Raw genomic sequence first — 24,424 nt, forward strand, 5'->3', positions numbered from 1 at the left:
ATAAACAGTCCTAGACTGGCGGCATGACCGACGCCATGGACATCGAGCTCCCGCGCGGGGTGGCCCTCGCCTGGGGCGTCGCCGCCAACCCGCAGCGCGGACCCAAGCGCGAGATGAGCGTCGAGCTCATCGTCGATGCCGCCGTCGAGATCGCGGATGCCGATGGCTTGGGGGCCGTCTCCATGGCTGCGGTCGCGGCCCGTCTCGGCTACACGCCGATGTCGCTCTACCGCTACGTGAGCGCGAAGGAAGACCTCGTACTGCTCATGCAGGAGGAGGCGACCGGGCTCCCCTCGGATGCCACCCGCACCGCGGAGGGCTGGCGAGACAGGCTCCAGGCGCTCTATCGGGAGCAGGTGCAGCGCTACCTCGAGCACCCCTGGGTGCTGGACGTGCCGATCAACGGCTCACCCACGACGCCCAACAGCGCGGCCTGGATGGATGCCGGCCTCCACGCCCTGGCCGACACGCCGCTCACGCATGCGGAGCGACTCTCGGTGATGCTGCTCGTCACCGGTCATGCGCGGTGGACGGGCATGGTCCTGGCGGGCTATGCGCGGGTGGAGCGCGATCGCAAGGTCGACGATGTCGAGATCGCGCGCAGCGAGGACGCCCTGTTCCGCCAGCTGATCACGGCCGATGCGTACCCCGACCTCCGTGCCGCCATCGAGGCGGGAGTCTTCCTCGACGATGCCGACCCCTTCGCGTTCAATCTCGGCCTGAGCCTCGACGGCGTCGCGGGGTACATCAGCGCGGTAGAGGACGGGCAGCGCACAGAGCGTGCGGGCTGGACCGTGCGCGCGGATGAGGACATCTCGGACGACAAGCGCTTCCGCGAGGCGCAGAAGGCCGTGCGCGAGGCTGAGAAGACCCTGCGCGACGCGCATCGGGCGGTGCGCCAGGCGGCGCGCGAGGCTCGGGAGCGGCGAGCGCGTCAGCGCCCCGAGGGCTGAGCATCCGCGGGTCCCACCAATCCCACCGGCCACACCGGTTTACACGCGTCCCTCGGAGGCTCTAGAGTGTGGCACAGCACTCTGGGGAAGGGGATCACATGGCGGAACTGCCCGACGTGCGCTTCCTGACCGTCGCCGAGGTCGCTGAGCTGATGCGCGTCTCGAAGATGACGGTCTACCGGCTCGTGCACTCCGGTGAGCTGCCCGCGGTGCGCTTCGGCCGCAGCTACCGCGTCCCCGAATCGGCGGTGACCGAGGCCCTGCATCGGCCCATCGCCGACGTCGGCTAGACTGTCACGAGGCATTTTCCGCATCTGCCCGATCCCGGGCGCGCACGAGCTGCGCCCAGACCCCGACATTGTGAGGTTTTCCGTGGGTTCAGTCATCAAGAAGCGCCGCAAGCGCATGGCGAAGAAGAAGCACCGCAAGCTGCTTCGCAAGACTCGCCACCAGCGCCGCAACAAGAAGTAACGCGGCATCGACACCAAGCGCCTGTCTTCGGACGGGCGCTTCGTGTATGCCCCGACCGGAGGAATCATGAAGTCGATCACCGTCCAGGAGCTCCGCGAACGCATCGATGTGCCGCTCATCGATGTGCGCGAGCCAGACGAGTTCGCGGCCGGGCGCGTCCCGGGTGCGGTCAACATGCCGATGTCGACCATCGGCGAGCACCTCGACGAGCTCCCCGACGGAGCGTTCGACGTGATCTGCGCCGTCGGCGGTCGCTCCGGCCGCGTCGTGGAGGCGCTGGAGGCGCGCGGGTACGACGTCACGAACGTCGACGGCGGCACCAACGACTGGATCGCCTCGGGCTTCCCCGTCGAGCGCTGAGCCCGGCATCCGTCCCGCTCCTAGACTGGACGGTGTGACGACACTCACCCTGATCGGGAAACCGGACTGCCACCTCTGCGACGTGGCGCGCGAGGTCGTCGAGACGGTCGTCGCCGACCTGCCGGAGGACTCCGTCGAGGTCGAAGAGCTGTCGATCGCCGATGACCCGGCGCTCTTTGCGCTGTGGTGGGAGAAGATCCCGGTCGTGCTGATCGACGGCACGCTGCACGGCCACTGGCGCGTCTCTCCCGACCGGCTCCGCGCCGCACTCGACGCCGCGGTTCTCCCCGGCTGAGCGGCCGGCAAGCACTGCTCCCGGGCAGCTAGGCGGCGAGTCGCGCGCGCAGGCCGTCGAGCTCGTCGTCTGTGAGACCGCCCGACTGCAGGTAGCTCGCGGCGCCGCCGCGCTCGTCGGTCCACGCGAGCGCCTGCTCGATGGCCTCGGCCGGGGTGCCGGTGAGCAGCTCGTCGACCGTCGGGGTGAGGGGAACGCCCATCGCCGTGACCATGGCGCGCATGCGATCCGCCCAAGGCCCGGCGAGATTCGCCGCGGACGAGCTGTAGTCGGCGACGACGGCGGCACGGTCGGCTCCGACCGCATCGAGCAGCAGGGCGATCGCGACGCCGGTGCGGTCCTTCCCCGCCGTGCAGTGGACGAGCACCGCGGTCGGCGGGTCGTCGGTGGCCGCGGCGACGAGCCGGGCGAGCTCCGCGAAGGAAGCGGCACCCTGCCCGAGCATCGACACGTACAGGTCTCCGAGCCCAGGGAGCTGCGCGAGGGCGGCGGCGATCGCGGCGGATGCAGCCGCCGGATCCGGCGCGGCCGCCGCCTGCTGGGCCGCTCCGGTGAGGGCGCCCTCGAGCAGCGGCAGCTCGACGATGCGGAAGGCGCGGGTGTCGGGCAGCCGGTCGGCGGCCATCCCGCGCTCGGCGGAGGTGCGGAAGTCCGCGATGACGCCGATGTCGGTGGACGCGAGCGCGCTGAGCCCCGCCGGCGTCAGCGCGGTGAGCGCCTCGGACCGGTACAGGACTCCGCTGCGGGTGCTTCCGCCTCCGGTGAGCGGCGTGCCGCCGGTGTCGCGGAAGTTCTGCAGGCCTTCGATCATGCGCCTATGGTGCCAGACGCGTCGGCCCGCGGAAGAGGTAGGTGACCTCGCGGATCGAGGACTCGCCGAGCAGCAGCATGAGCACGCGCGCGAGGCCCATCCCGAACCCGCCGTGGGGCGGGGCGCCGTAGCGGAAGAAGTCGAGGTAGAACTCGAGGTGCTCGGGCTCGAGGCCCTTCTCCCGGGCCTGCTCGATGAGCACGTCGACGCGGTGCTCGCGCTGCGCGCCGGTGGTGATCTCGACGCCCTTGAAGAGGAGGTCGTAGCTCTTGGTGAGCCCGGTCTGTTCGTCGCGCATGTGGTAGAACGCGCGGATCTCGGGGTGGTAGTCGGTGATGAACACGAACTGGTGTCCGTAGGTCTCCTCGACGTACGCGGAGATCTGACGCTCGCCCTCCGGGTCGAGGTCGCCGTCGGTGCGGGGGACCTCGTAGCCGCGGCTCTTGACGATCTCGAGCGCCTCGGCGAGCGGGATCCTCGGGAACGGGATCGCCGGCACCTGGATCTCGAGACCGAACAGCTCCTCGATCTCGGCGCCGTGCTTCTCCTTGACCGCGCCGATCGCAGCGGCGAGGAGCTCCTCCTGCATGGTGGCGACGTCTTCGTGCGAGTCGATCCAGCTGATCTCGGCGTCGATGCTCGTGAACTCCGTCGCGTGACGCGAGGTGAACGAGGGGTCGGCGCGGAACGCGGGGGCGATCTCGAAGATCTTGCCGAAGCCGGCGACCTGGGCCATCTGCTTGAAGAACTGCGGCGACTGGGCGAGGTAGGCGGTCTGGTCGCCGAAGTACTCGAGCGAGAACAGCTCCGCATTCGACTCGGATGCCGTGGCCATGAGCTTCGGCGAGTGCACCTCGATGTAATCGCGCTCCACCCAGTAGGACCGCATCGCGTGCTCGAGGGTGGTCTGCACGCGGAAGATGAGGTTGTTGCGGCGCTGACGCAGGTCGAGGAAGCGCCAGTCCATGCGCTTGTCGGGGGCGCTGTCGGCTGCGATCGGAGTCTCCGGAAGCGCCGCCGCCGCGATGTGCAGGCCGGCAAGCTTGATCTCGACGCCGCCGAGCTTCACGCGCTCGTCGTGCTTGAGCTCGCCGGTGGCGGTGAGGAAGGTGCCCGTCGCGAGCCCGGAGATCAGCTCGGTGAGCGCCAGGGCGTCGGCGTCCTGCTCGGTGCCGTCCTCGGCGGGGCGGGTGGCGGGGTTGACCAGCTGCACGGCGCCGGTCTCGTCACGGAGGATGACGAACTGCACCTTCTTCTGGTCACGGACGGTCTCGACCCATCCGGAGACGGAGACGGGACCGGCATCGAGGCCCTTGAGCTGGTTGATCAGTGCGCGTTCACTCACGAGGGGACAGTCTACGTGGGGCGGGTTCGGCGCCGTGCCAGGCATCGCGCGGCCGGCACCCGCAGCGGATCGGGGGTCTGCACCAGGGTGAAAGCGGCCGCACCCCGCGAGCATGGATCCGTGAGCGGTGAAGGTTCGCTCACATTCCCGTAACGCGCGCACCCAGGTTCCCGTAACCCGCGGCACGTAGCGTGGGGATGCCGCGCCTCGCCGGGCTGCGGCATCCCGATCACCGAGAGCGAAGGCCCCCGATGACCGAAGCATCTTCCGACAACTCGTGGCTCGGAGCCCTGCTGGACTGGTCCGTGTCGCTGATGGACGTCGTAGGGCCCGCGGGCGCCGGCGTCGCGATCGCCCTCGAGAACCTCTTCCCGCCGCTGCCCAGTGAGGTCGTGCTGCCGATGGCGGGGCTCGCCGCGAGCTCCGGCTCGTTCACGCTGTTCGAGGCACTGGCCTGGACGACGGCGGGGTCGATCGTCGGCGCATTCCTTCTCTATGCGCTCGGCGCGTGGCTCGGAGTGGAACGCCTGCGCCGCATCGCCGCCCGCGTGCCGCTGCTGCACCCCGAGGACATCGACCGCACGGTCGGCTGGTTCGAGCGGCACGGCGGCAAGGCGGTGTTCTTCGGGCGCATGATCCCGATCTTCCGGAGCCTGATCTCCATCCCCGCGGGCGTGACGCGCATGTCCCCCTGGCGGTTCGGAGCCCTGACGGCGGCCGGGAGCCTGATCTGGAACACCGTCTTCGTCCTCGCCGGGTACTTCCTGGGCGAGTCCTGGCACGTCGTCGAGCAGTACGTGGACGCGCTGCAATACGTCGTGATCGGCGTCACCGCGCTCGCGGTGGCCTGGTTCGTGTTCGTGCGCACCCGCGCGCTGGTCGCCACATCCCGTCGCCCCGACCCGTCGCCGGAGCCGGAGCGCGAGTCCGTCTCGACGCGGACGGACTGACGCTCAGGCACCCCACAGAACAGGCCACCGTAGACTGGTGGCGTGCCTGCCGACCGCCTCCACCTCGTGCGCCATGGGGAGGTTCACAATCCCCGCCGCGTGCTGTACGGGCGGCTCCCCGGTTTCGGGCTGAGCGCCGACGGCCGGCGGATGGCGCGGCAGGCGGCCGAGTACATCCACGGTCTCGAGCGCCCGGTGTCCGCCCTGATCTGCTCGCCGCTGCAGCGCACGCAGGAGTCGGCGGAGCCCTTCACCGAGCTCTTCGGGCTCGAGGCCCGCACCGACGAGCGCGTGATCGAGCCGACCAACGTGTTCGAGGGTCGGCGCATGGTGCGGGCACTGGTCAACCCGTGGAACTGGCGGCACCTCAGCAAGCCCGCACTGCCCAGCTGGGGGGAGCCGTACGCCGACGTCATCGGGCGCATGAACGCCGCCATGACGGAGGCGTGGGATTCGGTCGACTCCGGCGACGTCGTCATCGTGTCGCACCAGCTCCCGATCTGGATCACCCACCTCGCGGTGGCCGGCCTCCCGTCACGTCACGATCCGCGCGATCGGCGCTGCGCCCTGTCGAGCGTCACGAGCTTCGAGATGGTCGACGGCAAGTGGACCGAGACGGCGTACGCAGAACCGGCGGGGCTGTCGGGCTCCCTCGATGTGGGGGCGGTGTGATGCGGTTCCTCCGCTCGTCCGGTGATCGCCGCGCGCCCGCGCGCGGGCGAGCCGCGGCTGGGCCCACGCGCCCCGAGGCTCGCCGCAGCGCGTCGGCGATGTGGCGAGGGGGCGTGGGGACCGCTCTGCTCGCCGTCGCCCTGATCGCGGGACTCGCCGCATGCACGAACGATCCGCTCGCCGACCAGTACCGCGCGGGCGACAACAAGGGCTTCATCGCGGCCGACGGCTTCGAGGTCGTGGAGATCCCGGCGGCGGAGCGCACCGAGCCGATCGACTTCGAGGCCGTCCTCGACGACGGCGAGACCACCACGAGCGAGGCGTATCGCGGCGACGTGGTCGTCGTGAACTTCTGGTACGCCGCGTGCGCCCCCTGCCGCGTGGAGGCGCCGCTGCTCGAGGAGGCGAACCAGGCCTTCGAGGGCGAGGAGGTGTCGTTCCTCGGCGTGAACCTCTACGACGGAGCGGATGCCTCGCGTGCGTTCGCCGAGACCTACGGCGTCGGCTATCCGAGCGCCCTGGCGACCGTCGACGGCTCGATCAAGCTCGCGTTCGCCGGCCAGACCCCCCTCAACGCCGTGCCGGTCACTCTCGTGCTCGACCGCGAGGGGCGCGTCGCCGCGCGCGTCATCGGGCGGCTGAGCGAGACGTCCATCCTGCAGACGCTCGTGAGCGACACGCTGGACGAGTCGTGACCCTCGCCGACCTGGTCGCGGACGGCTCGCTCTTCGTCGCCGTTCCGATCGCGATCCTCGCGGGTCTGCTGTCGTTCCTGTCGCCGTGCGTCCTGCCGCTCGTGCCCGGCTACCTCGGCTTCATCGGGGGAGCGGTGGCCCCGCGATCGGGTGAGCGACCCGAGGGCCGGCGGGTCGACCGGGAACGTCGGACAATCGCGCCGGCGTCGGAGGATTCCGGCGTGATCCTCCGACCGAGCGGCGATTCTCCGACGCCGGTGACGACGGATGCCGCTCCCGAAGCCCCTGCGCGCGGCAAGCTGCTGCTCGGCGTGCTGCTGTTCATCGCGGGGTTCACCCTCGTCTTCGTCACCGTCGCCATGCTCGGGGGCACGCTGGGTCGATTCTTCATCGAGTACGCCGAGATCATCACGCGCGTGCTGGGCGTCGTGATCATCGCGATGGGCCTCGTCTTCATCGGCGTCTTCGGTATCGCGCAGCGCATCGCCCGGCCGCAGGTGCGCGGCAACCTCGGTCTCATCGGGGCGCCCCTCCTCGGGATCGCGCTCGGCATCGGCTGGGCGCCCTGCATCGGCCCGACGCTCGCGGTGATCCTCACCATGGCGTTCGACTCCGGTTCGGCCGCCCGTGCCGGGGTGCTCGGACTGGCGTACTCGCTGGGGCTCGGCATCCCCTTCGTGCTCCTCACCCTCGGCTTCGGCTGGGCGACCCGCTCGGTCGGCTTCCTCCGCCGCCACATCCGCGTCGTGAACCTCATCGGCGGCGGCATCCTGATCGCGCTCGGCCTGCTGATGGTCACGGGCGTCTGGACCGAGATCATGGCTCAGCTGCAGGGGGTGTTCCAGAGTGTCCCCGCTCCGCTCTGACTCGGCCGTCGACGGCGATCCGCTGCGGCCGTCCGACCACGCCGACCACGCCGACTCGGCGCCATCGGCCGACATCGCCCAGCCTGCCCTCGGCTTCGCCGGATGGCTGCGCTGGGGCTGGCGCCAGCTCACGTCGATGCGCACGGCCCTCGTGCTGCTGCTGCTGCTCGCGATCGCGGCGGTGCCGGGATCGCTGGTGCCGCAGCGCAGCGCCGACCCGAACGGCGTGACGCAGTACTTCACCGACAACCCCGATCTGGCACCGGTCCTCGACAGGCTCAGCCTGTTCGACGTCTACACCTCGCCGTGGTTCTCGGCGATCTACCTCCTCCTCTTCGTGTCGCTCATCGGCTGCGTCATCCCGCGGACGAAGCACCACTGGAAGGCGCTGCGCGCGCAGCCGCCCCGCACCCCCGCGCGGCTGTCGCGCCTGGACGTGCACCGTGCGGAGGTCATCGAGCTCGGGCCCGACGCAGTTCCCGCTTCTGCCGCGTCGCCGGCGATCGAGCTCGCGCAGCAGCAGCTGAAGAAGTCCGGCTACCGCGTCGCGCGATACGACAAGGGCGCGACGCTCTCGGTCTCGGCCGAGCGCGGCTACCTGCGCGAGACGGGCAACCTGGTGTTCCACACCGCCCTCATCGGCGTGCTCGTCGCGGTCGGGCTCGGCGGCGGATTCACCTATACCGGCCAGACCGTCATCATCGAGGGTCGCACCTTCGTCAACTCGATGCTCGATTACACCTCGTTCAACCCCGGCCGCTTCGTCGACGAGGACGCGCTGCAGCCGTACTCGCTGACCCTCGACCGCTTCGACGTCACCTATCAGCCGCTCGGCACCAAGGGCCAGGGCCAGGCCGGCGACTTCGTGGCGAACCTCACGACCGAGCGTGCCGGTGAGGAGCCGCAGCAGGGCGAGGTGCGCGTCAACCATCCGCTCGAGCTGGCGGGCGACCGGATCTACCTCATGGGCAACGGCTACGCGCCGACCCTCACCATCCGCGATGCCGACGGCGAGGTCGTCTACTCGGAGTCGGTGCCCTTCCTCTCGCAGGACAACAACATGACCTCGCTCGGGATCGTCAAGGTTCCCGACGGCCTGCCCGACCAGTTGGCGCTGCAGGGCTTCTTCTACCCGACCCAGGCGCCGCTGACCACGGGTGCGTTCACCTCCGCGTACCCGGCGCTGGTCAACCCCGTCCTCTCCCTCAACGTGTTCGTCGGCGACCTCGGCATCGACGACGGCACCCCGCGATCGGTCTACACGCTGGACCCCTCCGGCATGACGCAGCTCGCGGGGCGCGGGACCGACGTCGAGCCCATCGAGTTGGCTCCGGGCGAGACCGCCGACCTCCCGGACGGCTACGGCACGATCACCTTCGAGAACGAGGCCCCCGAGGGCGCCACCGGCTACGACGGCTCGGTGAAGCGGTACGTGTCGCTCTCGGTCCACCGGGATGCCGCGGCCGGCTGGGTGCTGCTGTTCGCGGTGCTCGCGATGGCAGGCCTGCTCTCGGCGCTGTTCGTGCCCCGCCGGCGTCTCTGGGTCAAGGTCACGCCCGACGCGAACGCCCTCCGCGTGGAGTACGCCGGCCTCGCGCGGGGCGAGGATCCCACGCTCGACGGCGCCGTCGAGCAGCTCGCGCAGCGGCACCGCGACGCCCTCGAGCACCCTCCGACCCCGCGCGTAGACTGAGAACATGCCCGAAACCACCGCCCTCTCGCTCGATTCGGTCTCGGTGCTCCTGGTCTGGACGGCGATCACCGTCTACGCCCTCGCCTTCGTCGCCTACGCGGTCGACCTCGCCCGGCGCGGCGCCGTCGCGGTCGACGCCAAGGACGCCCGTGAGCGCGAGCTCGTCGGAGCCGCTGTGGCGTCGTCCGGCCGCCCGACGATCGGCGAGGTTCGCGCGCAGGAGCGCGCTGCCGAGGTGGCGCTGAACGCCCGCCCGGCCGACCGGCCCCGCCTCGTCTGGGCGCGCATCGGCACATCGCTCACGGTGCTCGCCTTCCTGTTCCACGTCGGCGCAGACGTGACCCGCGGTGTCGCGGCGGGACGCGTGCCCTGGTCCAACATGTACGAGTTCGCCCTCACCGGGACGATGCTCATCGTCGCGGTCTACCTGGGCGTCCTCTTCCGCTATGACCTGCGATTCCTCGGATCCTTCATCACGGGCCTCGTGACGGTGCTGCTGGGCGGGACGGCGATCTGGTTCTACACCGACATCGTGCCGCTCATGGACCCGCTCAAGTCGGTCTGGCTCGTCATCCACGTGTTCGTCGCATCGCTGGCCACCGCGCTGTTCGCCCTCGCCTTCGGGCTGTCGGTGATTCAACTGATGCAGGCCAGGCGCGAACGGCGCATCATGGCCGCGGCCGCGGTGGAGGCATCCGGCCCGTCGCCCAAGAGCGGTCCTCGCTTCCTCGGCACCCTTCCGAGCGCCGACGTGCTGGAGTCGCTCGCGTACCGGTTCGCGATCCTCGGCTTCATCTTCTGGACGTTCACCCTCATCGCGGGCTCGATCTGGGCCAACGACGCCTGGGGGCGCTACTGGGGCTTCGACACCAAGGAAGTCTGGACCTTCGTGATCTGGGTGCTCTACGCCGGCTACATCCACGCGCGTGCCACCCGGGGCTGGCGCGGATCGCGCTCCGCGTGGCTCTCGATCATCGGATTCACGGCCGTGCTGTTCAACTTCACGATCGTCAACATGTTCTTCAAGGGCCTCCACGCCTACTCCGGACTGAGCTGACCGGCCCCGCAGACGACGAACGCCCGGCTGGATGATCCGGCCGGGCGTTCGACTTCCGCAGATCTAGGCGGTGAGCGCAGGGGCGCTCAGGAGCGCCCGCGCCGACGTCGTGCGGCGCCGCGCCACGGCCAGGATGGTGGCGACGAACGCGAGCACCGCCCACACCGCGAGGCCGGCGAGGGCCGCCCCGAACCCCGACGCGTCGGTGAGCGCCGCGAGCATCCCGTTGTAGGCGGGCGAGGTGGGCATGAGCGCGGCGATGCCCGACAGCGCACCCGGCACGGTCGAGACCACGCCGGTCGCGACGGCGAGGACGCCGATGAGCGCCGAGATCCAGCGGCCCGCGCCGCCGAACACTGCGACGAGGCCCTGGTTGACCGCGGCGAAGGCGATGCCCGCTGCGACGCTCACACCGGCGAACGCCCACCACTGGCCCCACTCGTACGACGCCGCGAGCTGCACGACGCCCGCCACCAGCAGTCCCTGCGCGGCGCCGAGCGCGGCACCCGGTGCGAAGCCCCGGAGGGCGAGCAGCACGGACGGCTCACGCGCGGTCAAGGCACGGCGTGAGACGGCCTGGAGGGCGATGAACGTCCCCAGCCCGCCGAACCACAGCGCGAGGGTGGCGAGCAGCGGCACCGCCGAGGCGCCGAAGAGCGACGTGCCCACGCCCGAGGCCTCGACCGGGTTCGACACCACGTCGGCGAGGCTGGTGGCCTCGGCATCGGTGTAGGAGGGGACCGCGGCGGATGCCTCGTCCAGCCCGTCGGCGAGGGTCGAGGTGCCGTCGGCGACGGCGGTGACGCCTTCGGCGAGCGACGTCGCTCCGGTGCCCGCTTCGTCGAGGCCGCCCGCGAGCTGTGCCGCGCCGGACGAGAGCTGACCGGCCCCGGCCGCGGACTGGGTCGTGCCGGCCGCGAGCTGGTCGAGGCCGGAGCCGAGCTCACGGGCGCCGTTCGCGGCATCCGTCAGTCCCGCGCTGGTCTGCGACATGAGCTCGGCGATGCCGGTCGCGGTCCCGTCGGCGTAGCCGCTCGCGTAGCCGGCGCTCGTGGCGGCGACGCCGGCGTTCTGCGCCGCGATGCCGGCGGTCTGCGCCGTGGTGCCGACTGCTGCCGCCGCTGCTCCGAGCTGCGTGCAGAACTCGGCGCTCCCGCCGGAGGCGAGGCACTGCTGGGCGAGTCCGCCGAGCGTCTGACCGAGTCCGCCGAGCGTCTGGGCGAGGCCCAGCGGGCCTTCCTCCGGGTCGGGGTTGCCGAGCAGGTAGGCCAAAGCCGCCGTCTCGCGTGCCGCGTCGCCGGCGTACGCCGCGGTGTCGTCGGCGGCCTTCTGCAGGTCTGGACTGACGACCTTGGCGGCCGCGGTGTCGAGGCCGCTCCCGAGATCGCGCGCACCGTTCGCGGCACCGCCGATCCCGCCGGCGATCGTGCCGAGCCCGCTCTGCAGGTCACCGGCTCCGGTCGCGAGTCCCGAGGCGCCGCTGGAGAGCTGCGGGAAGCCCTCGGCCAGCGCGGTCGCGCCATCGGCCGCCTGACCGGCGCCGTCGGCGAGATCCTGTGCGCCGGAGGCCGCCTCGCCCAGCTGGTCGCCCAGAGTCGTGAACCCCAGGAACACGTTCTCGAGGTACACCTGCGAGAGCTGGTCGCCCATGAGGGATGCCGCGGCCGAGGTGACCTGCGCGGTGATGGCGTCGTCGACGATCAGGCTGTCGGGCGGCGTCTGCACCTCGATCGTCGCCCGCTCCGGCTCCATGCCGGGCTGGGTCGAGGTCGCGGCGGCGGAGAAGTTCTCGGGGATCGTGATCACGGCCGAGTAGGTGCCGTCCGCGAGGCCCTCGGCCGCGTCGTCGGCGTTCGAGATGGTCCAGGTGAGGTTGCTCTCCTGGTCGTCGGTGCCCTCGACGAGACCCGCCGTGAGCTGGCGTCCCAGGGGGACCATCTGCCCGTCGATCGTGACGGCCTCGTCCTCGTTCACGATCGCAGCCTGAAGTCCGTCGAGGCGTTCGACGGGGTTGTACAGCGCCGCCACGAGGACGCCGCCGATGATGACGGGGAGCAGCAGGACGCCGATCAGCGTCAGCCACGTCACGGGGCGCCGCGTGCGGGCGCGTTCGATGTGGAGGGTCATGCGGTCACCTCGGTGATGGGAGAGGAAGCGGGGGCCGAGCCGGCGCGCAGCGTGAGCGAGGTCACGTCGGGGCGGTGGGCATCGGCGAGGAGGGAGAGGGCCGGACCGTCGTGCTTCGCGGTCGCGACGATCGTGAGACGGGAGAGCGGGTCGTCGGAGCGCTCGCGAGCCGCGGTGGCGGCATCGCGCAGGAGCGCGGCGCCCTGATCCCGCTCGGCCGCGTCCAGCGTGTCGAGGCCGTCGAGCACGACGAGTGCGGCCCGGCCGCTCAGCGCCCGGCGCAGCTCGCGCACCCGGTCTTCGGACTCGGCGAGGAGCGCGACACCGACGTGCGCGCGCACCCAAGCGGCACGTCCGGGTAGGAGGTGCCCGGCCACGCGCAGCAGGCCGTCGCTCGGCGCGAGCCGGCCCGCGACCGCGAGCCCGAACGCCCGGGCCGCACGCGGATCGCCCGTCACGATGAGCGTGCCGCCGGGCTCGACGCGGAACGTCGCTCCGTCGAAGAGCACGACGTCGCCCGCGGCGCCGCCGTCGGTGCGGACCGCGACATCCTCGCCGACCACGGCGACCGTGGTGTCGGGCTCGGGCCAGTCGGCCAGCGCCAGCTCGCGCTCGACGGCCTCGCCCTCGATGTCGAAGTGGGGGAGCACCCTGTCGAGCCAGCGCGGCATCCACCACGCCTTCTCGCCGAGCAGTGCCATCAGCGCCGGGATGAGCGTCATGCGCACCAGGAAGGCGTCGATCGCGATGCCGACGGCCAGCCCGAGCGCGATGGGTTTGATCGACGCGTCGCCCTCGGGCACGAAGGCCGCGAAGACGGCGAACATGATGAGGGCAGCCGCGGTGACGACGCGAGCGGATGCCGTGAACCCGGAGCGGATCGCCGCGACCGCGGTCGTCCGATCGGCCTGACCGCCCTTGGCCCGAGTGGCGTGCACGTAGTCCTCGCGCATCCGGGAGACGAGGAAGACCTGGTAGTCCATCGCCAGGCCGAACAGCACGCCCATGAGGATGATCGGCATGAAGCTGATCACGGGGCCGGTGCGGGCCACGTGGAGCAGGTCCGCGCCCCAGCCCCACTCGAACACGGCGGCGACGACGCCGAAGGCGGCCGTGACCGAGAGGAGGTAGCCGAGCGCGGCGGTGAGCGGCACGGCGATCGAGCGGAACACGATCATCAGCAGCATGAACGAGAGCCCGACGACGAAGATGCCGAACGGCACCAGGGCAGCGCCCAGGCGGTCGGAAATATCGATCGCGACGGCCGTGAAGCCCGTCACGGTCAGGTCGATCCCGTACTCGTCCGCGAGCTCGGGGGCGAGCGCACGCAGCTCGCGGACCAGCTCGGCGGTCGCGGGGTCGTCGGGAGCCGTCGTCGGGATCACCTGGATGATGCCGGTGTCTGCGGTCTCGTTCGGGGTCGCGAGGGCGATCTCCTTGACGCCCGGAACGTTCTCGATCTCGGCCGCGAGGTCTTCCATGAGCCCGAGGGGGTCGTTCGAGGTGACGATCGTGCCGGTCATGATGAGCGGCCCGTTGAACCCTGGGCCGAACTCTTCGGCGGCGAGGTCGTAGCTCACACGCGCCTGCGAGGACTCCGGCTGCACACCCGCATTGGGCAGCGCCAGTGCGAGGCTCGACGCCGGGATCGCCAGGATGCCGAGGCCCAGCACGACGGCGATGGTCGTCACGATCGGATGCCGCGTCACGCCGCCGACCCAGCGCGTGGCGAAGCCGCGACGCGACGTGGTGGGGGAGGCGTGCACGGCGGCGTCCGCTGCGGCGCCATCGGCCCGGCGGCTGCGCCGGCGAGGCCCGGCGGGCCGCGGCATCCGTCCCACGACGCGCCCCTTGACGAAGCCCAGGAGTGCCGGGGTGAGGGTGATCGCGACGGCCACCGCGATCGCGACGGCGACCGACGCGGCGATCCCCATGGTGGTGAGGAAGGGGATGTTGGCGAAGCCGAGGCCGATGAGCGCGATCAGCACTGTGACTCCGGCGAACACGACCGCCGAGCCGGCGGTGCCCGTGGCGCGGGCCACCGACTCCTCCGGCTCCATGCCGCCTCTGACTTGGTCCTGATGTCGCGCCGCGATGAAGAGCGCGTAGTCGATGCCGACGGCGAGCCCGAGCATGAGGGCCAGGAGCGGCGTCGTCGACGAGATCGAGGCGACCGCGGTCGAGAGCAGGATGAGCGCCATCGACAGGCCGACGCCGACCAGGGCGGTCGCCAGGGGGAGGCCCGCGACGAGGAACGAGCGGAACGTCACCATCAGCACCAGCAGGGCGATCAGGATGCCGATGCCCTCGGTGATCGTGATGCCCGGCACCGACATCGAGAACAGGTCGCCGCCGAGTGCGACCTGTGCGCCGTCGGGCAGCGCTGCGGCGAGGTCGTCCGAGACCGCCTGGAGCTCTGCCTTGGACTCCGGTGAGACGTCGGTCGCCTGGCCCTCGAACTGCAGCCGGACGATAGCGGCGGACTCGTCCTCGTTGACCAGTCCCTTCACCATGTCGTCGAACGGGTCGGTGACACCCAGGACGCCATCGACGTCGCCGAGCTCATCGACCGCGTCGCCGATCGCGGAGGCGTAGGGCTCGTCTGAGATGCTGTCGCCCTCGTCGGCGACGATGACGATCTGCGCGCTAGTTCCGCTCACCTGCGGGAACGTGCGGTTCAGCTGCTCGATCCCCGACTGGGCCTCGGTGCCCGGGATGGTGAAGGAGTTGTCGGTGCCTTGGCTGAAAGTGAGGGCGGCGCCGCCGGCGATGCCGAGGAGCAGCAGCCAGGCCACGAGCACCCGCCACGGGTGACGGTAGGACCAGCGGCCGAGGGAGTACAGCAGGGTGGACAACAGCGCCTCCGGGGACAGGATTCAGGATCTGTCGATACAGCGCTGTATCGGATACATGAGTGTATCGTAGAGCGTGCCGGAGGCCCGAACCTGAGCAGTCCGTGTGAAGATGGCCGAGAGGAGGACGGATGACAGACGCCGTCGCCGTGACGTCACGCCGTCGCGAGGCCACCCGCCAGAAACTGCTGGATGCCGCCGCCCAGGTCTTCGCCGAAGTCGGGCTGGATGCGGCATCCGTCGAAGCCATCTGCGAGCGCGCGGGGTTCACCCGAGGCGCGTTCTACTCCAACTTCGAGACGAAGGACGAGCTGTTCCTGGAGCTCGCAGGCCGCGTCGCCCGCGAACGAGTCGCCGCCGTGCGCGAACGGGTCGCGGAACTCGAGCGGGCGGGCGCCTTCGCCAACGCGCCGGCCAACGCCTTCGAGATCGTCCAGCAGGTGCTCGACGTGTCAGCGGACGACCGGCTCGGCGTGCTCCTGATGAGCGAGATCCGCATCCACGCCCTGCGCACCCCGGCGCTCGCCGCGGCCTATCTCGCCCAGGAGGACGAGATGCTGCACAGCGTCGCCTACATCATCGACGACATCGGTCGCGCGAAGACGATCGGCTTCCGGCTGCCGGCGGTCGATGCCGCGCGGCTCATGCTGACCGTCTGGGAGGGCGCCTCGGTGCGCGCCGTGATGGCCGGGCTCGACTACGAGGAGATGTGCCTGCGCACGAACGAAGAGCTCGCCCGCGTCGCGCAGCTCATCATCGAGCCGCCCGCGCACTGATTTCGGCGTGGCAGCGCGAGAGGCGTGCGAGCCACCACTCCCGCCGCTCGGCGGATGCCGCGTGCGCCTCGAGCAGGGCAGGGTCGGCCTCGATGCGCCCGACCGCGATCACCCCGCCTCGGGGCAGCAGCGGAGGCGCGGTCACGTCCGCCGTGAGGAGTGACGCCGTGCCGAGCCCGCAGTCGTAGTCGAGCGAGGGGAGCGCCGCAGCCAGGGCCGCGCCCATCGCCAGACCGATCGAGGTGTCGAGCGCGCTGGAGACGACGGCAGGGAGGCCCGCCTCGGCGACGATCGCCAGCGCCCGGCGCACCCCGCCGAGCGGCTGCGCCTTGATGACCAGGAGATCGGCGGCGCCCGCGCGGGCGACGGCGAGCGGATCCGACGCCTTGCGCACGCTCTCGTCCGCAGCGATCGGGATGCCCATGTACTTCACCCGCCGACGCAGCTCGGCCAGCTCCTCGACGCTCGCGCAGGGCTGCTCGGCGTACTCGAGGTCGTACTCGGCGAGCGCATGGATCGCGTGCTCGGCCTCGTCGACGTTCCACGCCCCGTTGGCATCCACCCGGATGCGACCCTCCGGTCCCATCGCCTCGCGGACGGCCTGCACACGGGCCACGTCGTCGACCAGGCGCTGGCCGGGCTCCGCCACCTTGACCTTCGCCGTCCGGCAGCCGTCGAAGCGCGCGAGGATCGCGGGGACGGATGCCGCGGCCACCGCCGGCACCGTGGCGTTCACGGCGATCTCGGATCGGACGGCGGCGGGCTGCCGCATCCATCCGAAGTCGATGGCCGCAGCGAGCCACGTCGCCGCCTCGGTGTCGTCGTACTCGGCGAAGGGCGAGAACTCGGTCCACCCCTCCGGCCCCTGGAAGAGCACGGCCTCGCGGACCTCGATGCCCCGGAAGCGCGCGGCCAGAGGCAGTGCGACGACGTGTGCCGTGGCGAGGATGTCGTCGAGTGGGGGGAGGTGCGTCGAGGTGCTCACCCCCCGATCATGCCCCTCAGGCGCCCCACCACGTCTGGTTCTGGACGGAACGGCCGCGCGCGTCGCTCTCAGCGCCGTTGCGGTGGTTGCCGAGATCGGTGCGCTGCAGTGCCTGAGCTTCCTCGTGAGTCAGGGGCTTGCCGAAGATCGCGTGCTTGATCCGGACGAAGGCGGAGCGAAGGCTCATGGGGGACTCCTTTTCGTCATGATCACACGTCGGGGGCGCCGCGGCAAGCCGTCGCCGCCCTCAGCCGAGGCGCCCGTCGCCCGGGCGCGCCAGCCGCAGCCACCGCCAGCCGTACGCCGGAAGATCCAGCTCGACCCCGCCGTTCGGGCCGAGCGCGAGGCGATCCGGACCGAAGAGGTCAGTGAGCTCGGCGCCCTCGGGCTCGTCCGCGATGGCGAGGCGCACTCGCGCCGGCTCGTCGGCGAAGTTGTGCAGGGCGATCATCCGGCCCACGTCGGCGCGCACGGAGTGGGCGAGCACGGCCGGGGCATCGTGCTCGAGCAATTCGAACTCGCCCCACCCGATCTCGGGGGAGATCCGGTACCGGGCGGCGAGCTTGCGCATGAAGTGCAACAGCGATTCCTCGTCGTTCAGCTGCTGCGAGGCATTGATGTGCTCGGGCGCGTACCCGCCTTCGGGCGGACGAGAGGTCAGCCGCGAGGGTGCGGCCGTGGAGAAGCCGCCGTTGCGCGAGTCGGACCATTGCATCGGCGTGCGCACCGAGGTCCTCCCGAGGATGTCGGGGTTCTCGCCCATGCCGATCTCCTCGCCGTAGAACAGCACCGGCACGCCGGGAAGGGAGAAGAGCAGGCTGTAGACCATGCGTATGCGGCGAGGATCGCCCCCGAGCATCGTCGGGAGCCGTCGCGTGATGCCGCGCCCGTAGACGCGCTGCCGTTCGTCCGGCGCGAAGGCGGCGAACACCTCCTCGCGCTCGGCGTCCGTGAGCTTGTCGAGGGTGAGCTCGTCGTGGTTGCGCACGAAGTTCGCCCACTGCGCCTCGGGCGCGATCCCGGGGCGAGCGCGGAGCGCCTTCGCCAGAGGGCGCGGGTCGGAACGCGCCAGCGAGAGGTAGAGCGCCTGCATCCCGATGAAGTCGAACTGGAGCGTGAGCTCCTCGCCCTTGTCTCCTCCGAAGTACGTCAGCTGGTCTCGGTACGGGAGGTTCACCTCGCCGAGCAGCACGGCCTCGCGTGATCTGCGCCGCAGGAATCGGCGCAGATCACGCAGGTACTCGTGGGGATCGCCGATGTCCTCACCCTCGGGCACCTCGAGCAGGAACGGCACCGCATCGACGCGGAAGCCCGAGACGCCGAGCTGCAGCCAGAACCCGATCGTCTTGGCGATCTCGTCCCGCACGGACGGGTTGGCGATGTTGAGGTCGGGCTGGTGCCGATAGAAGCTGTGCAGGTAGTACTGCCCGCTCTTCTCGTCCAGCTCCCACAGCGTCGACTCCTCGCCGGGGAACACGGCGTTGACATTGTTCGCAGGCGGCTCGTCGCGCCACACGTAGAAATCGCGGAAGCGGGAGTTGCGCGAGCGCCGGGCCGAGACGAACCACGGGTGCGTGTCGGCCGTGTGATTCACGACGAGATCGACGATGACCCGGATGCCGCGATCCCGCGCCGTCCGGATGACCTCGACCACGTCGCCGTGCGAGCCGAGCCGGGTGTCCACGCCGTAGAAGTCGGTGACGTCGTAGCCGTCGTCGCGGTCGGCCGTCGGATAGAACGGCATGAGCCACAGGCACGTGACGCCCAGGTCGGCGAGGTAGTCGATCCGCTGCGCGAGCCCGGCGAAGTCGCCGACGCCGTCGCCGTCGTGGTCGAGGTAGGTCTCGACGTCGAGGCAGTAGATGACGCTGGTCTTCCACCACAGGTCACTCGTGTCGGTGATCTTCACAGGGTCCTCCGCAGGGCCGGGAGCAGGTCGGATTCGGCGCGATCGAGGAACTCGTCCTGGTTCTTGCCGACGTGGTGCAGGTACACGCGGTCGAAGCCGATCCGCACGAGCTCGGCGATGCGCTCGGCGAGGGCCGCGGCATCCGTGTCGACGAGCACTGCCTTGCGCAGTTCACCCTCGTCAGGATCGGCGACGGCGGCGTCGAAGTCCTCGGGCTGATCGAAGTCCCACGCTCGCGGCGGACCGATGAGCCCGTTGGGCCACTGGTCCTTCGCGAGGGCGAGGGCCTCGGTATCCGTCTCCGCCAGCGACAGGTGCACCTGCAGGACGCAGGGTCCTTCGCCGCCCGCCCCGCGATAGGCGTCGACGACACGGCGGAGCGCGGCGGGCTCCTGCGCCACCGTGGCGAGCCCGTCCACCCGGCCTGCGAGCCATTCGGCGGTCTCCGCGCTCACGGCGGCGCCGAGGAGAGGCGGGGGAGCGGCCGGCCGTGACCAGACCCGCGCCCGGTGCACCTTCACGAGTCCGTCCTGCGTGACTTCGTCGCCGCCGAGGAGTCGCCGGATCACCTGGAGCGACTCGTCGAGGCGGGCGTTCCTCTCGTCCTTCGACGGCCAGGGGTCGCCGGTGACGTGCTCGTTCATGGCCTCGCCGCTGCCGAACACCGCCCAGAACCGCCCGGGGAACATCTCCTCGAGCGTCGCCACCGCCTGGGCGATCACGACCGGGTGGTAGCGCTGCCCCGGCGCGTTCACGACCCCGATGGAGAAGTCGGTGGATGCGAGGGCGGCGCCCAGCCAGGACCACGCGAAGCCGGACTCGCCCTGGGCCACACCCCACGGCGCGAGGTGGTCGGAGCACATCGCGCCGTCGAAGCCGGCGCGCTCGGCGCCGGTCACGGCACGAAGGAGGGTGCTCGGGGGCAGCTGTTCATGAGAGGCGTGATAGCCGACGAAAACCATCACCCGAGTCTTCGCGAGCCGGTGATGGGGTTCAAGCCTCTTGCGGTCGGGCGAGGTCGCCTGGCGGCAACAATGGTTCGGAGACTATCAATGTGTGGTTGACGTTAGTGTGTGACACACAGTACAGTGTGAGCCATGAGCGAATCCGAGATCCTCGACACGCACCTGCAGGAACTGCGGCGCGGCACCATCGTGCTGGCCTGCCTGCGGCTGCTCGAGAAGCCGGGGTACGGGTACGGGCTGCTCGAGGAGCTGGACGGGCACGGCTTCCCCACCGACGCGAACACTCTCTATCCGCTTCTGCGCCGTCTCGAGAAGCAGGGCCACCTCACGAGCGAGTGGAACACCGACGAGGCGCGGCCTCGGAAGTTCTACCGCACCAACGCCGCGGGCACGCGTCTCGCAGCCGCTCTCACCGCCGAGTTCCGTTCGATCGCCACGGCGATCGATTCCCTTCCCCTGGAGAACTGACATGACCACCACCACCCTCACCGACCGCTACGTCGACGCCGCGATGCGCACCGTCCCGGAGGCGCAGCGCGACGACCTGGCCGCCGAGCTGCGCGGCTCGATCGACGACCAGATCGATGCCCGCGTCGCCGAGGGGGAGGAACGCACCGACGCCGAGCGCGCGGTGCTCACCGACCTCGGCGACCCCGACAAGCTCGCCGCCGGCTACACCGAGCGCCCTCTGTGGCTGATCGGGCCCCGCTACTTCCTGGAGTGGTGGCGACTGCTCAAGCTGCTGCTGTGGATCGTGCTGCCCTGCGCGGCGTTCGGAATCGCTCTCGCCCAGGTGCTCGCCGGCGCGGGTATCGGCGAGGTCATCGGCACCATCGTCCCGGTGCTCATCTCGGTGACCGTGCACCTCGGGTTCTGGACCGTGCTGGTGTTCGCGGTCGTCGAGCGGACCAGCCGCCGCGACGCGAAGACGCCGTTCCTGCCCTGGACCGTCGACCAGCTGCCCGAGCCGCGGACCCGTGGTGCCGGATTCGGCGACCTGATCGCCTCGCTGGTCTTCCTGCTGTTCGCGGCCGGAGCGATCCTGTGGGATCTCCTCATCGGCTTCGTGCCCAGCGAGCCCGGTCTGTCGTTCCTCGACCCCGGACTCTGGCCGACCTGGATCATCGGACTCTTCGTGCTGATGGCCCTCGAGGCCGCCTTCGCGGTCATCGTCTACGCTGTCGGACGCTGGACGCCGTGGCTCGCGGTGGTCAACGGCATCCTGAACATCGCCATCGCGGTGCCGGCGCTGTGGCTGCTCAGCCAGGGCCGCCTCATCAACCCGGACTACTTCCCGACGATCATCCCGGGCGAGAGCGGGGCCGAGGTCGGTCTGATCGTCTCCACGCTCGTCGGGTTCGTGATCGCCGGCGCCGCAATCTGGGACACGATCGACGGCGGACTCAAGGCCGTCCGCGCTCGCCGCGGCTGACCCGGGCTCGCGGCCCGGGCTCGCCTCGCGCCCCTAGTCAGGAGAATGGCCGGGATCAGGACGCCGCGGCGCGGCTTCGTCCTGATCCCGGCTGATCGCCTGACTGCGGCAGGTGGGAACGGCAGGTCTGCGTGGGCTGCGGCACTCGCTGGGCGCCGCTGCCCGAGTCAGGAGATCTGCCCGTATCAGGACGCCGCGGCGCGGTTTGGTCCTGATCCCGGCTGATCGCCTGATTGCGGCAGGCCGGCGCCGGGGCCGGATCCTGACGGCGGCCGTCCAGGCGCCGGGCCGCCCCTTCCCCTCACCCCCCTAGGCTGATTCCCATGCTCCTCGACACCCCCGTGCGACTCGGCGTGCAGCTGCAGCCCCAGCACGCTCCCTATCCCGCCTTCCGCGACGCCGTGTTCCGCCTCGAGGAGATGGGCGTCGACATCCTCTTCAACTGGGACCACTTCTTCCCCCTCTCGGGCGATCCCGACGGCCTCCACTTCGAGTCCTGGACCATGCTCGCCGCCTGGGCCGAGCAGACCGAGCGCGTCGAGTTCGGGTCCCTCGTGAACTGCAACAGCTACCGCAACCCCGACCTGCAGGCCGACATGGCGCGGACCATCGACCACATCTCGGCGAAGGACGGCACCGGCCGCTTCATCTTCGCGACGGGCTCGGGCTGGTTCGCCCGCGACTACGAGGAGTACGGGTACGAGTTCGGCACGGCCGGCTCGCGGCTCGACGACCTGGCCGACGGACTCGCCCGCATCGAGGCTCGCTGGGCGAAGCTCAACCCGACGCCGACCCGCCGCATCCCGGTGATGATCGGCGGCAAGGGCGAGCAGAAGACCCTGCGCCTGGTGGCCCGCCACGCCGACATCTGGCACAGCTTCGTCCGGCCGGACGAGCTGGCGCACAAGCTCGACGTGATCGAGCGCTGGTCGGAGAAGGAGGAGCGCGACACCTCCGGGCTCATCGTCTCCAACGAGCTGCATCAGCGCGGCGAGGACTTCGCTGACGACCTGTACGACGCCGGCGTGCGCCTCTTCACCCTGGGCTTCCAGGGGCCCGACTGGGACTACGACCTCATCGCCTCGTGGCTGCGCTGGCGCGACGCCAAGAACGGCGCATGAGCCGCGGCATCCGCTCGCAATAGGCTGGACCCCATGGTCTCCGAGCTCTTCGACGAAGACGAGTGGATGCCGGCACCCGGCGCCGCCGGATTCACCGACATCACCTGGCATGTGTCGAAGGACGGGCGCATCGCGCGCATCGCATTCGACCGCCCCGAGGTGCGCAACGCGTTCCGCCCGCACACCGTGGATGAGCTGTACCGGGCGCTCGACGGGGCGCGGCAGGACCCGCGGATCGGGGTCGTGCTGCTGACCGGCAACGGCCCGAGCCCGAAGGACGGCGGCTGGGCGTTCTGCTCGGGCGGCGACCAGCGCATCCGCGGCCGCGACGGCTACAAGTACTCCGAGACCGATGAGGTCACCGACCCGGCGCGCGGCGGACGCCTGCACATCCTCGAGGTGCAGCGGCTGATCCGCTTCATGCCCAAGGTCGTGATCGCCGTCATCCCGGGCTGGGCCGCCGGTGGCGGGCATTCGCTGCACGTGGTGTGCGACCTGTCCGTCGCGAGCGCCGAGCACGGCCGGTTCAAGCAGACCGACGCCGACGTGGGGTCGTTCGACGCGGGCTACGGCTCGGCCTACTTCGCCCGCCAGATCGGCCAGAAGTTCGCCCGCGAGGTCTTCTTCCTCGCCGAGGAGTACTCGGCCGAGCGCGCCTACGAGATGGGCGCGGTGAACCGCGTGGTGCCCCACGCCGACCTCGAGCGCGAGGCGATCGCGATGGCCCGCACGATCCTGACCAAGTCGCCGACCGCGATCCGCATGCTCAAGTTCGCCTTCAACGCGGTCGACGACGGCCTGATGGGCCAGCAGGTGTTCGCGGGCGAGGCGACCCGTCTGGCCTACGGCACCGACGAGGCGGTCGAGGGCCGCGACGCCTTCCTCGAGAAGCGCGATCCTGACTGGTCCGCATACCCCTGGCACTACTGACGTGAGACTCGAGCCCGTCGTCGGCGATGATCCCCGCGAGATCCTCCGGGGTCTGCGGGGAGCGCTCCACGGAGTGGGACCCGCGCTCGGGCTCGGGCTCGTGAGCCGCCTGCCGGGCGAGGTCCGGCCGGGCACCGCCGTGGTCGTCACGACCTCGGGCTCGACCGGCGTGCCCAAGAGCGTGATCCTCAGCCGCGATGCGCTGACCTCGAGCGCGCTCGCGACGGCCGACCGCATCGGCGACGGCGCCTGGCTCCTGGCGCTCCCGGCGAGCTACGTCGCGGGTCTGCAGGTGCTCGTGCGGTCGCTGGTTGCGGGCCGCGAGCCCGCGGTGCTCGCGGGAGTGTTCACGCCGCAGTCCTTCGCGGCGGCCGCCCTGATGATGGTCTCCACCGATCACGGCGAGCGCATCCCCACCTACACCTCGCTCGTCCCCGCACAGCTGGCGCGGCTTCTCGATGCCGCCGAGGACGATCGATCGGTGCTGACCGCGCTGCGATCGTTCGAGGCGATCCTGGTGGGCGGGCAGGCGCTGCCGCCCGTCGTGCTCGAGCGGGCTCAGACGGCCGGCGCGCGGATCGTGCGCACGTACGGGGCGACCGAGACGTCCGGCGGCTGCGTCTACGACGGGCGCCCGCTGCGCGGCGTCGAGGTCACGGTCGAGCACGGCGAGGTGCGCCTGGCGGGTCCGGTGCTCGCCGACGGCTACCTCGGCGATCCGGGATTGACGGATGCCGCGTTCCACCGCGCCGCCGACGGCACGCGGTGGTACCGCACCGGCGATGCCGGGCTTCTCGAGGACGGCGTGCTCCGCGTCCGCGGCAGGATCGACAACGTCATCGTCTCGGGCGGCGTCAACGTCTCGCTCGACCGGGTGGAGCGGGTGGTGCGGTCGGTGCCGGGGCTGGCGAACGCCGTGGTCGTCGGGGTTCCCGACGAGCGGTGGGGCGAGGCATCCGTCGTCGTCGCGGTCCGGGGGGAGGCGCTGCGCCGGAGCGAGTCCGTGCAGCTCGAAGAGGCGCGCGCCGCGGTCAAGGAGGAGGTCGGTCCGCATGCCCGGCCGTCGCGGCTCGTCCTGGTCGACGAGCTCGCCACGCTGCCCTCGGGCAAGCCCGACCGCGAAGCGATCCGTCGCGCCGTCGCCGCGCTGCACTGACCG

At 70.8% G+C, this 24,424-nt stretch carries 25 protein-coding genes; 17 read left to right on the forward strand and 8 right to left on the reverse strand.

What is annotated here, in order from left to right; translation table 11 throughout:
* Positions 1–23 precede the first annotated feature (23 nt).
* The 5 genes from SOM19_RS04440 (at position 24) to SOM19_RS04460 (ending at position 2,079) form a co-directional block, all read left to right on the forward strand.
* A complete protein-coding gene (locus SOM19_RS04440; protein WP_320485345.1) occupies positions 24–953 on the forward strand; it encodes a TetR/AcrR family transcriptional regulator in 930 nt (309 codons plus the stop codon).
* Positions 954–1,051: 98 nt separating this feature from the next.
* Complete coding sequence (locus tag SOM19_RS04445) at positions 1,052–1,243, forward strand: excisionase family DNA-binding protein (RefSeq protein ID WP_179439195.1); 192 nt, start codon at positions 1,052–1,054, stop codon at positions 1,241–1,243.
* 82 nt (positions 1,244–1,325) lie between these two features.
* Positions 1,326–1,424: a 30S ribosomal protein bS22 gene (locus SOM19_RS04450; RefSeq protein WP_003792170.1), complete on the forward strand. Its 99-nt coding sequence runs from the start codon at positions 1,326–1,328 to the stop codon at positions 1,422–1,424.
* 66 nt (positions 1,425–1,490) lie between these two features.
* A complete protein-coding gene (locus SOM19_RS04455) occupies positions 1,491–1,784 on the forward strand; it encodes a rhodanese-like domain-containing protein (protein WP_320485346.1) in 294 nt (97 codons plus the stop codon).
* 34 nt (positions 1,785–1,818) lie between these two features.
* Positions 1,819–2,079: a glutaredoxin family protein gene (locus SOM19_RS04460; RefSeq protein ID WP_320485347.1), complete on the forward strand. Its 261-nt coding sequence runs from the start codon at positions 1,819–1,821 to the stop codon at positions 2,077–2,079.
* Between the two features lie 28 nt (positions 2,080–2,107).
* Here SOM19_RS04460 and SOM19_RS04465 read toward each other — a convergent pair whose 3' ends face one another.
* Together SOM19_RS04465 and aspS are read right to left on the reverse strand one after the other, a co-directional pair.
* On the reverse strand, positions 2,108–2,890 hold the full coding sequence (locus SOM19_RS04465) for a tyrosine-protein phosphatase (protein ID WP_320485348.1): 783 nt from the start codon (positions 2,888–2,890) through the stop codon (positions 2,108–2,110).
* A 4-nt stretch (positions 2,891–2,894) separates the two neighbouring features.
* On the reverse strand, positions 2,895–4,235 hold the full coding sequence (aspS, locus tag SOM19_RS04470; RefSeq protein ID WP_320485349.1) for an aspartate--tRNA(Asn) ligase: 1,341 nt from the start codon (positions 4,233–4,235) through the stop codon (positions 2,895–2,897).
* 251 nt (positions 4,236–4,486) lie between these two features.
* Between aspS and SOM19_RS04475 the strand changes: the two genes are divergently transcribed.
* The 6 genes from SOM19_RS04475 to ccsB all read left to right on the forward strand — a co-directional run bounded on the left by SOM19_RS04475 (position 4,487) and on the right by ccsB (position 10,168).
* Entirely contained in the window at positions 4,487–5,185 is a 699-nt protein-coding gene (locus tag SOM19_RS04475; RefSeq protein ID WP_320485350.1) for a DedA family protein, read from the forward strand.
* Between the two features lie 42 nt (positions 5,186–5,227).
* On the forward strand, positions 5,228–5,857 hold the full coding sequence (locus SOM19_RS04480) for a histidine phosphatase family protein (protein ID WP_320485351.1): 630 nt from the start codon (positions 5,228–5,230) through the stop codon (positions 5,855–5,857).
* Between the two features lie 98 nt (positions 5,858–5,955).
* Positions 5,956–6,552 carry a TlpA family protein disulfide reductase gene (locus SOM19_RS04485; protein WP_414683622.1) on the forward strand — a complete coding sequence of 199 codons (597 nt, stop codon included), beginning with the start codon at positions 5,956–5,958 and terminating at the stop codon, positions 6,550–6,552.
* Positions 6,549–7,418 carry a cytochrome c biogenesis CcdA family protein gene (locus SOM19_RS04490; protein WP_320485353.1) on the forward strand — a complete coding sequence of 290 codons (870 nt, stop codon included), beginning with the start codon at positions 6,549–6,551 and terminating at the stop codon, positions 7,416–7,418. Before SOM19_RS04485 ends, SOM19_RS04490 begins: the two co-directional genes overlap by 4 nt.
* Positions 7,399–9,111, forward strand: a complete 1,713-nt coding sequence (gene resB / locus SOM19_RS04495; RefSeq protein ID WP_320485354.1) for a cytochrome c biogenesis protein ResB — start codon at positions 7,399–7,401, stop codon at positions 9,109–9,111. Before SOM19_RS04490 ends, resB begins: the two co-directional genes overlap by 20 nt.
* Before the next feature lie 4 nt (positions 9,112–9,115).
* Positions 9,116–10,168: a c-type cytochrome biogenesis protein CcsB gene (ccsB, locus tag SOM19_RS04500; RefSeq protein ID WP_320485355.1), complete on the forward strand. Its 1,053-nt coding sequence runs from the start codon at positions 9,116–9,118 to the stop codon at positions 10,166–10,168.
* Positions 10,169–10,231: 63 nt separating this feature from the next.
* Here ccsB and SOM19_RS04505 read toward each other — a convergent pair whose 3' ends face one another.
* Positions 10,232–12,295 (reverse strand): YhgE/Pip domain-containing protein, encoded by a 2,064-nt coding sequence (locus SOM19_RS04505; RefSeq protein WP_320485356.1) that lies wholly within the window; start codon positions 12,293–12,295, stop codon positions 10,232–10,234.
* Positions 12,292–15,150, reverse strand: a complete 2,859-nt coding sequence (locus SOM19_RS04510; RefSeq protein ID WP_320485357.1) for an MMPL family transporter — start codon at positions 15,148–15,150, stop codon at positions 12,292–12,294. Before SOM19_RS04510 ends, SOM19_RS04505 begins: the two co-directional genes overlap by 4 nt.
* A 128-nt stretch (positions 15,151–15,278) precedes the next feature.
* Between SOM19_RS04510 and SOM19_RS04515 the strand changes: the two genes are divergently transcribed.
* Positions 15,279–15,923, forward strand: a complete 645-nt coding sequence (locus SOM19_RS04515) for a TetR/AcrR family transcriptional regulator (protein ID WP_320485358.1) — start codon at positions 15,279–15,281, stop codon at positions 15,921–15,923.
* On the opposite strand, the gene SOM19_RS04520 is transcribed toward SOM19_RS04515, so the two are convergent.
* From SOM19_RS04520 to SOM19_RS04535, 4 genes are read right to left on the reverse strand one after another with little or no spacing between them, the layout of a single operon-like run.
* On the reverse strand, positions 15,901–16,908 hold the full coding sequence (locus tag SOM19_RS04520) for an o-succinylbenzoate synthase (protein WP_320485359.1): 1,008 nt from the start codon (positions 16,906–16,908) through the stop codon (positions 15,901–15,903). The two genes, SOM19_RS04515 and SOM19_RS04520, sit on opposite strands and share 23 nt — an antisense overlap.
* A gap of 16 nt (positions 16,909–16,924) precedes the next feature.
* Positions 16,925–17,095 carry a hypothetical protein gene (locus SOM19_RS04525; protein ID WP_320485360.1) on the reverse strand — a complete coding sequence of 57 codons (171 nt, stop codon included), beginning with the start codon at positions 17,093–17,095 and terminating at the stop codon, positions 16,925–16,927.
* A gap of 60 nt (positions 17,096–17,155) precedes the next feature.
* Positions 17,156–18,817, reverse strand: coding sequence for an alpha-amylase family protein (locus tag SOM19_RS04530; protein WP_320485361.1), 1,662 nt, complete (start codon positions 18,815–18,817; stop codon positions 17,156–17,158).
* On the reverse strand, positions 18,814–19,779 hold the full coding sequence (locus SOM19_RS04535) for a TIGR03885 family FMN-dependent LLM class oxidoreductase (protein WP_320485362.1): 966 nt from the start codon (positions 19,777–19,779) through the stop codon (positions 18,814–18,816). Before SOM19_RS04535 ends, SOM19_RS04530 begins: the two co-directional genes overlap by 4 nt.
* 135 nt (positions 19,780–19,914) lie before the next feature.
* Between SOM19_RS04535 and SOM19_RS04540 the strand changes: the two genes are divergently transcribed.
* From SOM19_RS04540 to SOM19_RS04560, 5 genes are all read left to right on the forward strand, one after another.
* Positions 19,915–20,250, forward strand: a complete 336-nt coding sequence (locus tag SOM19_RS04540; RefSeq protein WP_320485363.1) for a PadR family transcriptional regulator — start codon at positions 19,915–19,917, stop codon at positions 20,248–20,250.
* 1 nt (position 20,251) lies between these two features.
* On the forward strand, positions 20,252–21,214 hold the full coding sequence (locus tag SOM19_RS04545; RefSeq protein WP_320485364.1) for a permease prefix domain 1-containing protein: 963 nt from the start codon (positions 20,252–20,254) through the stop codon (positions 21,212–21,214).
* A 323-nt stretch (positions 21,215–21,537) separates the two neighbouring features.
* A complete protein-coding gene (locus SOM19_RS04550) occupies positions 21,538–22,335 on the forward strand; it encodes an LLM class F420-dependent oxidoreductase (protein ID WP_320485365.1) in 798 nt (265 codons plus the stop codon).
* Positions 22,336–22,368: 33 nt separating this feature from the next.
* On the forward strand, positions 22,369–23,265 hold the full coding sequence (locus SOM19_RS04555; protein WP_320485366.1) for a 1,4-dihydroxy-2-naphthoyl-CoA synthase: 897 nt from the start codon (positions 22,369–22,371) through the stop codon (positions 23,263–23,265).
* Between the two features lies 1 nt (position 23,266).
* Complete coding sequence (locus SOM19_RS04560) at positions 23,267–24,421, forward strand: AMP-binding protein (RefSeq protein WP_320485367.1); 1,155 nt, start codon at positions 23,267–23,269, stop codon at positions 24,419–24,421.
* The last annotated feature ends 3 nt before the right edge of the window (positions 24,422–24,424 follow it).

The organism is Microbacterium sp. CFBP9034 (assembly GCF_034045255.1).
Lineage (GTDB): Bacteria > Actinomycetota > Actinomycetes > Actinomycetales > Microbacteriaceae > Microbacterium.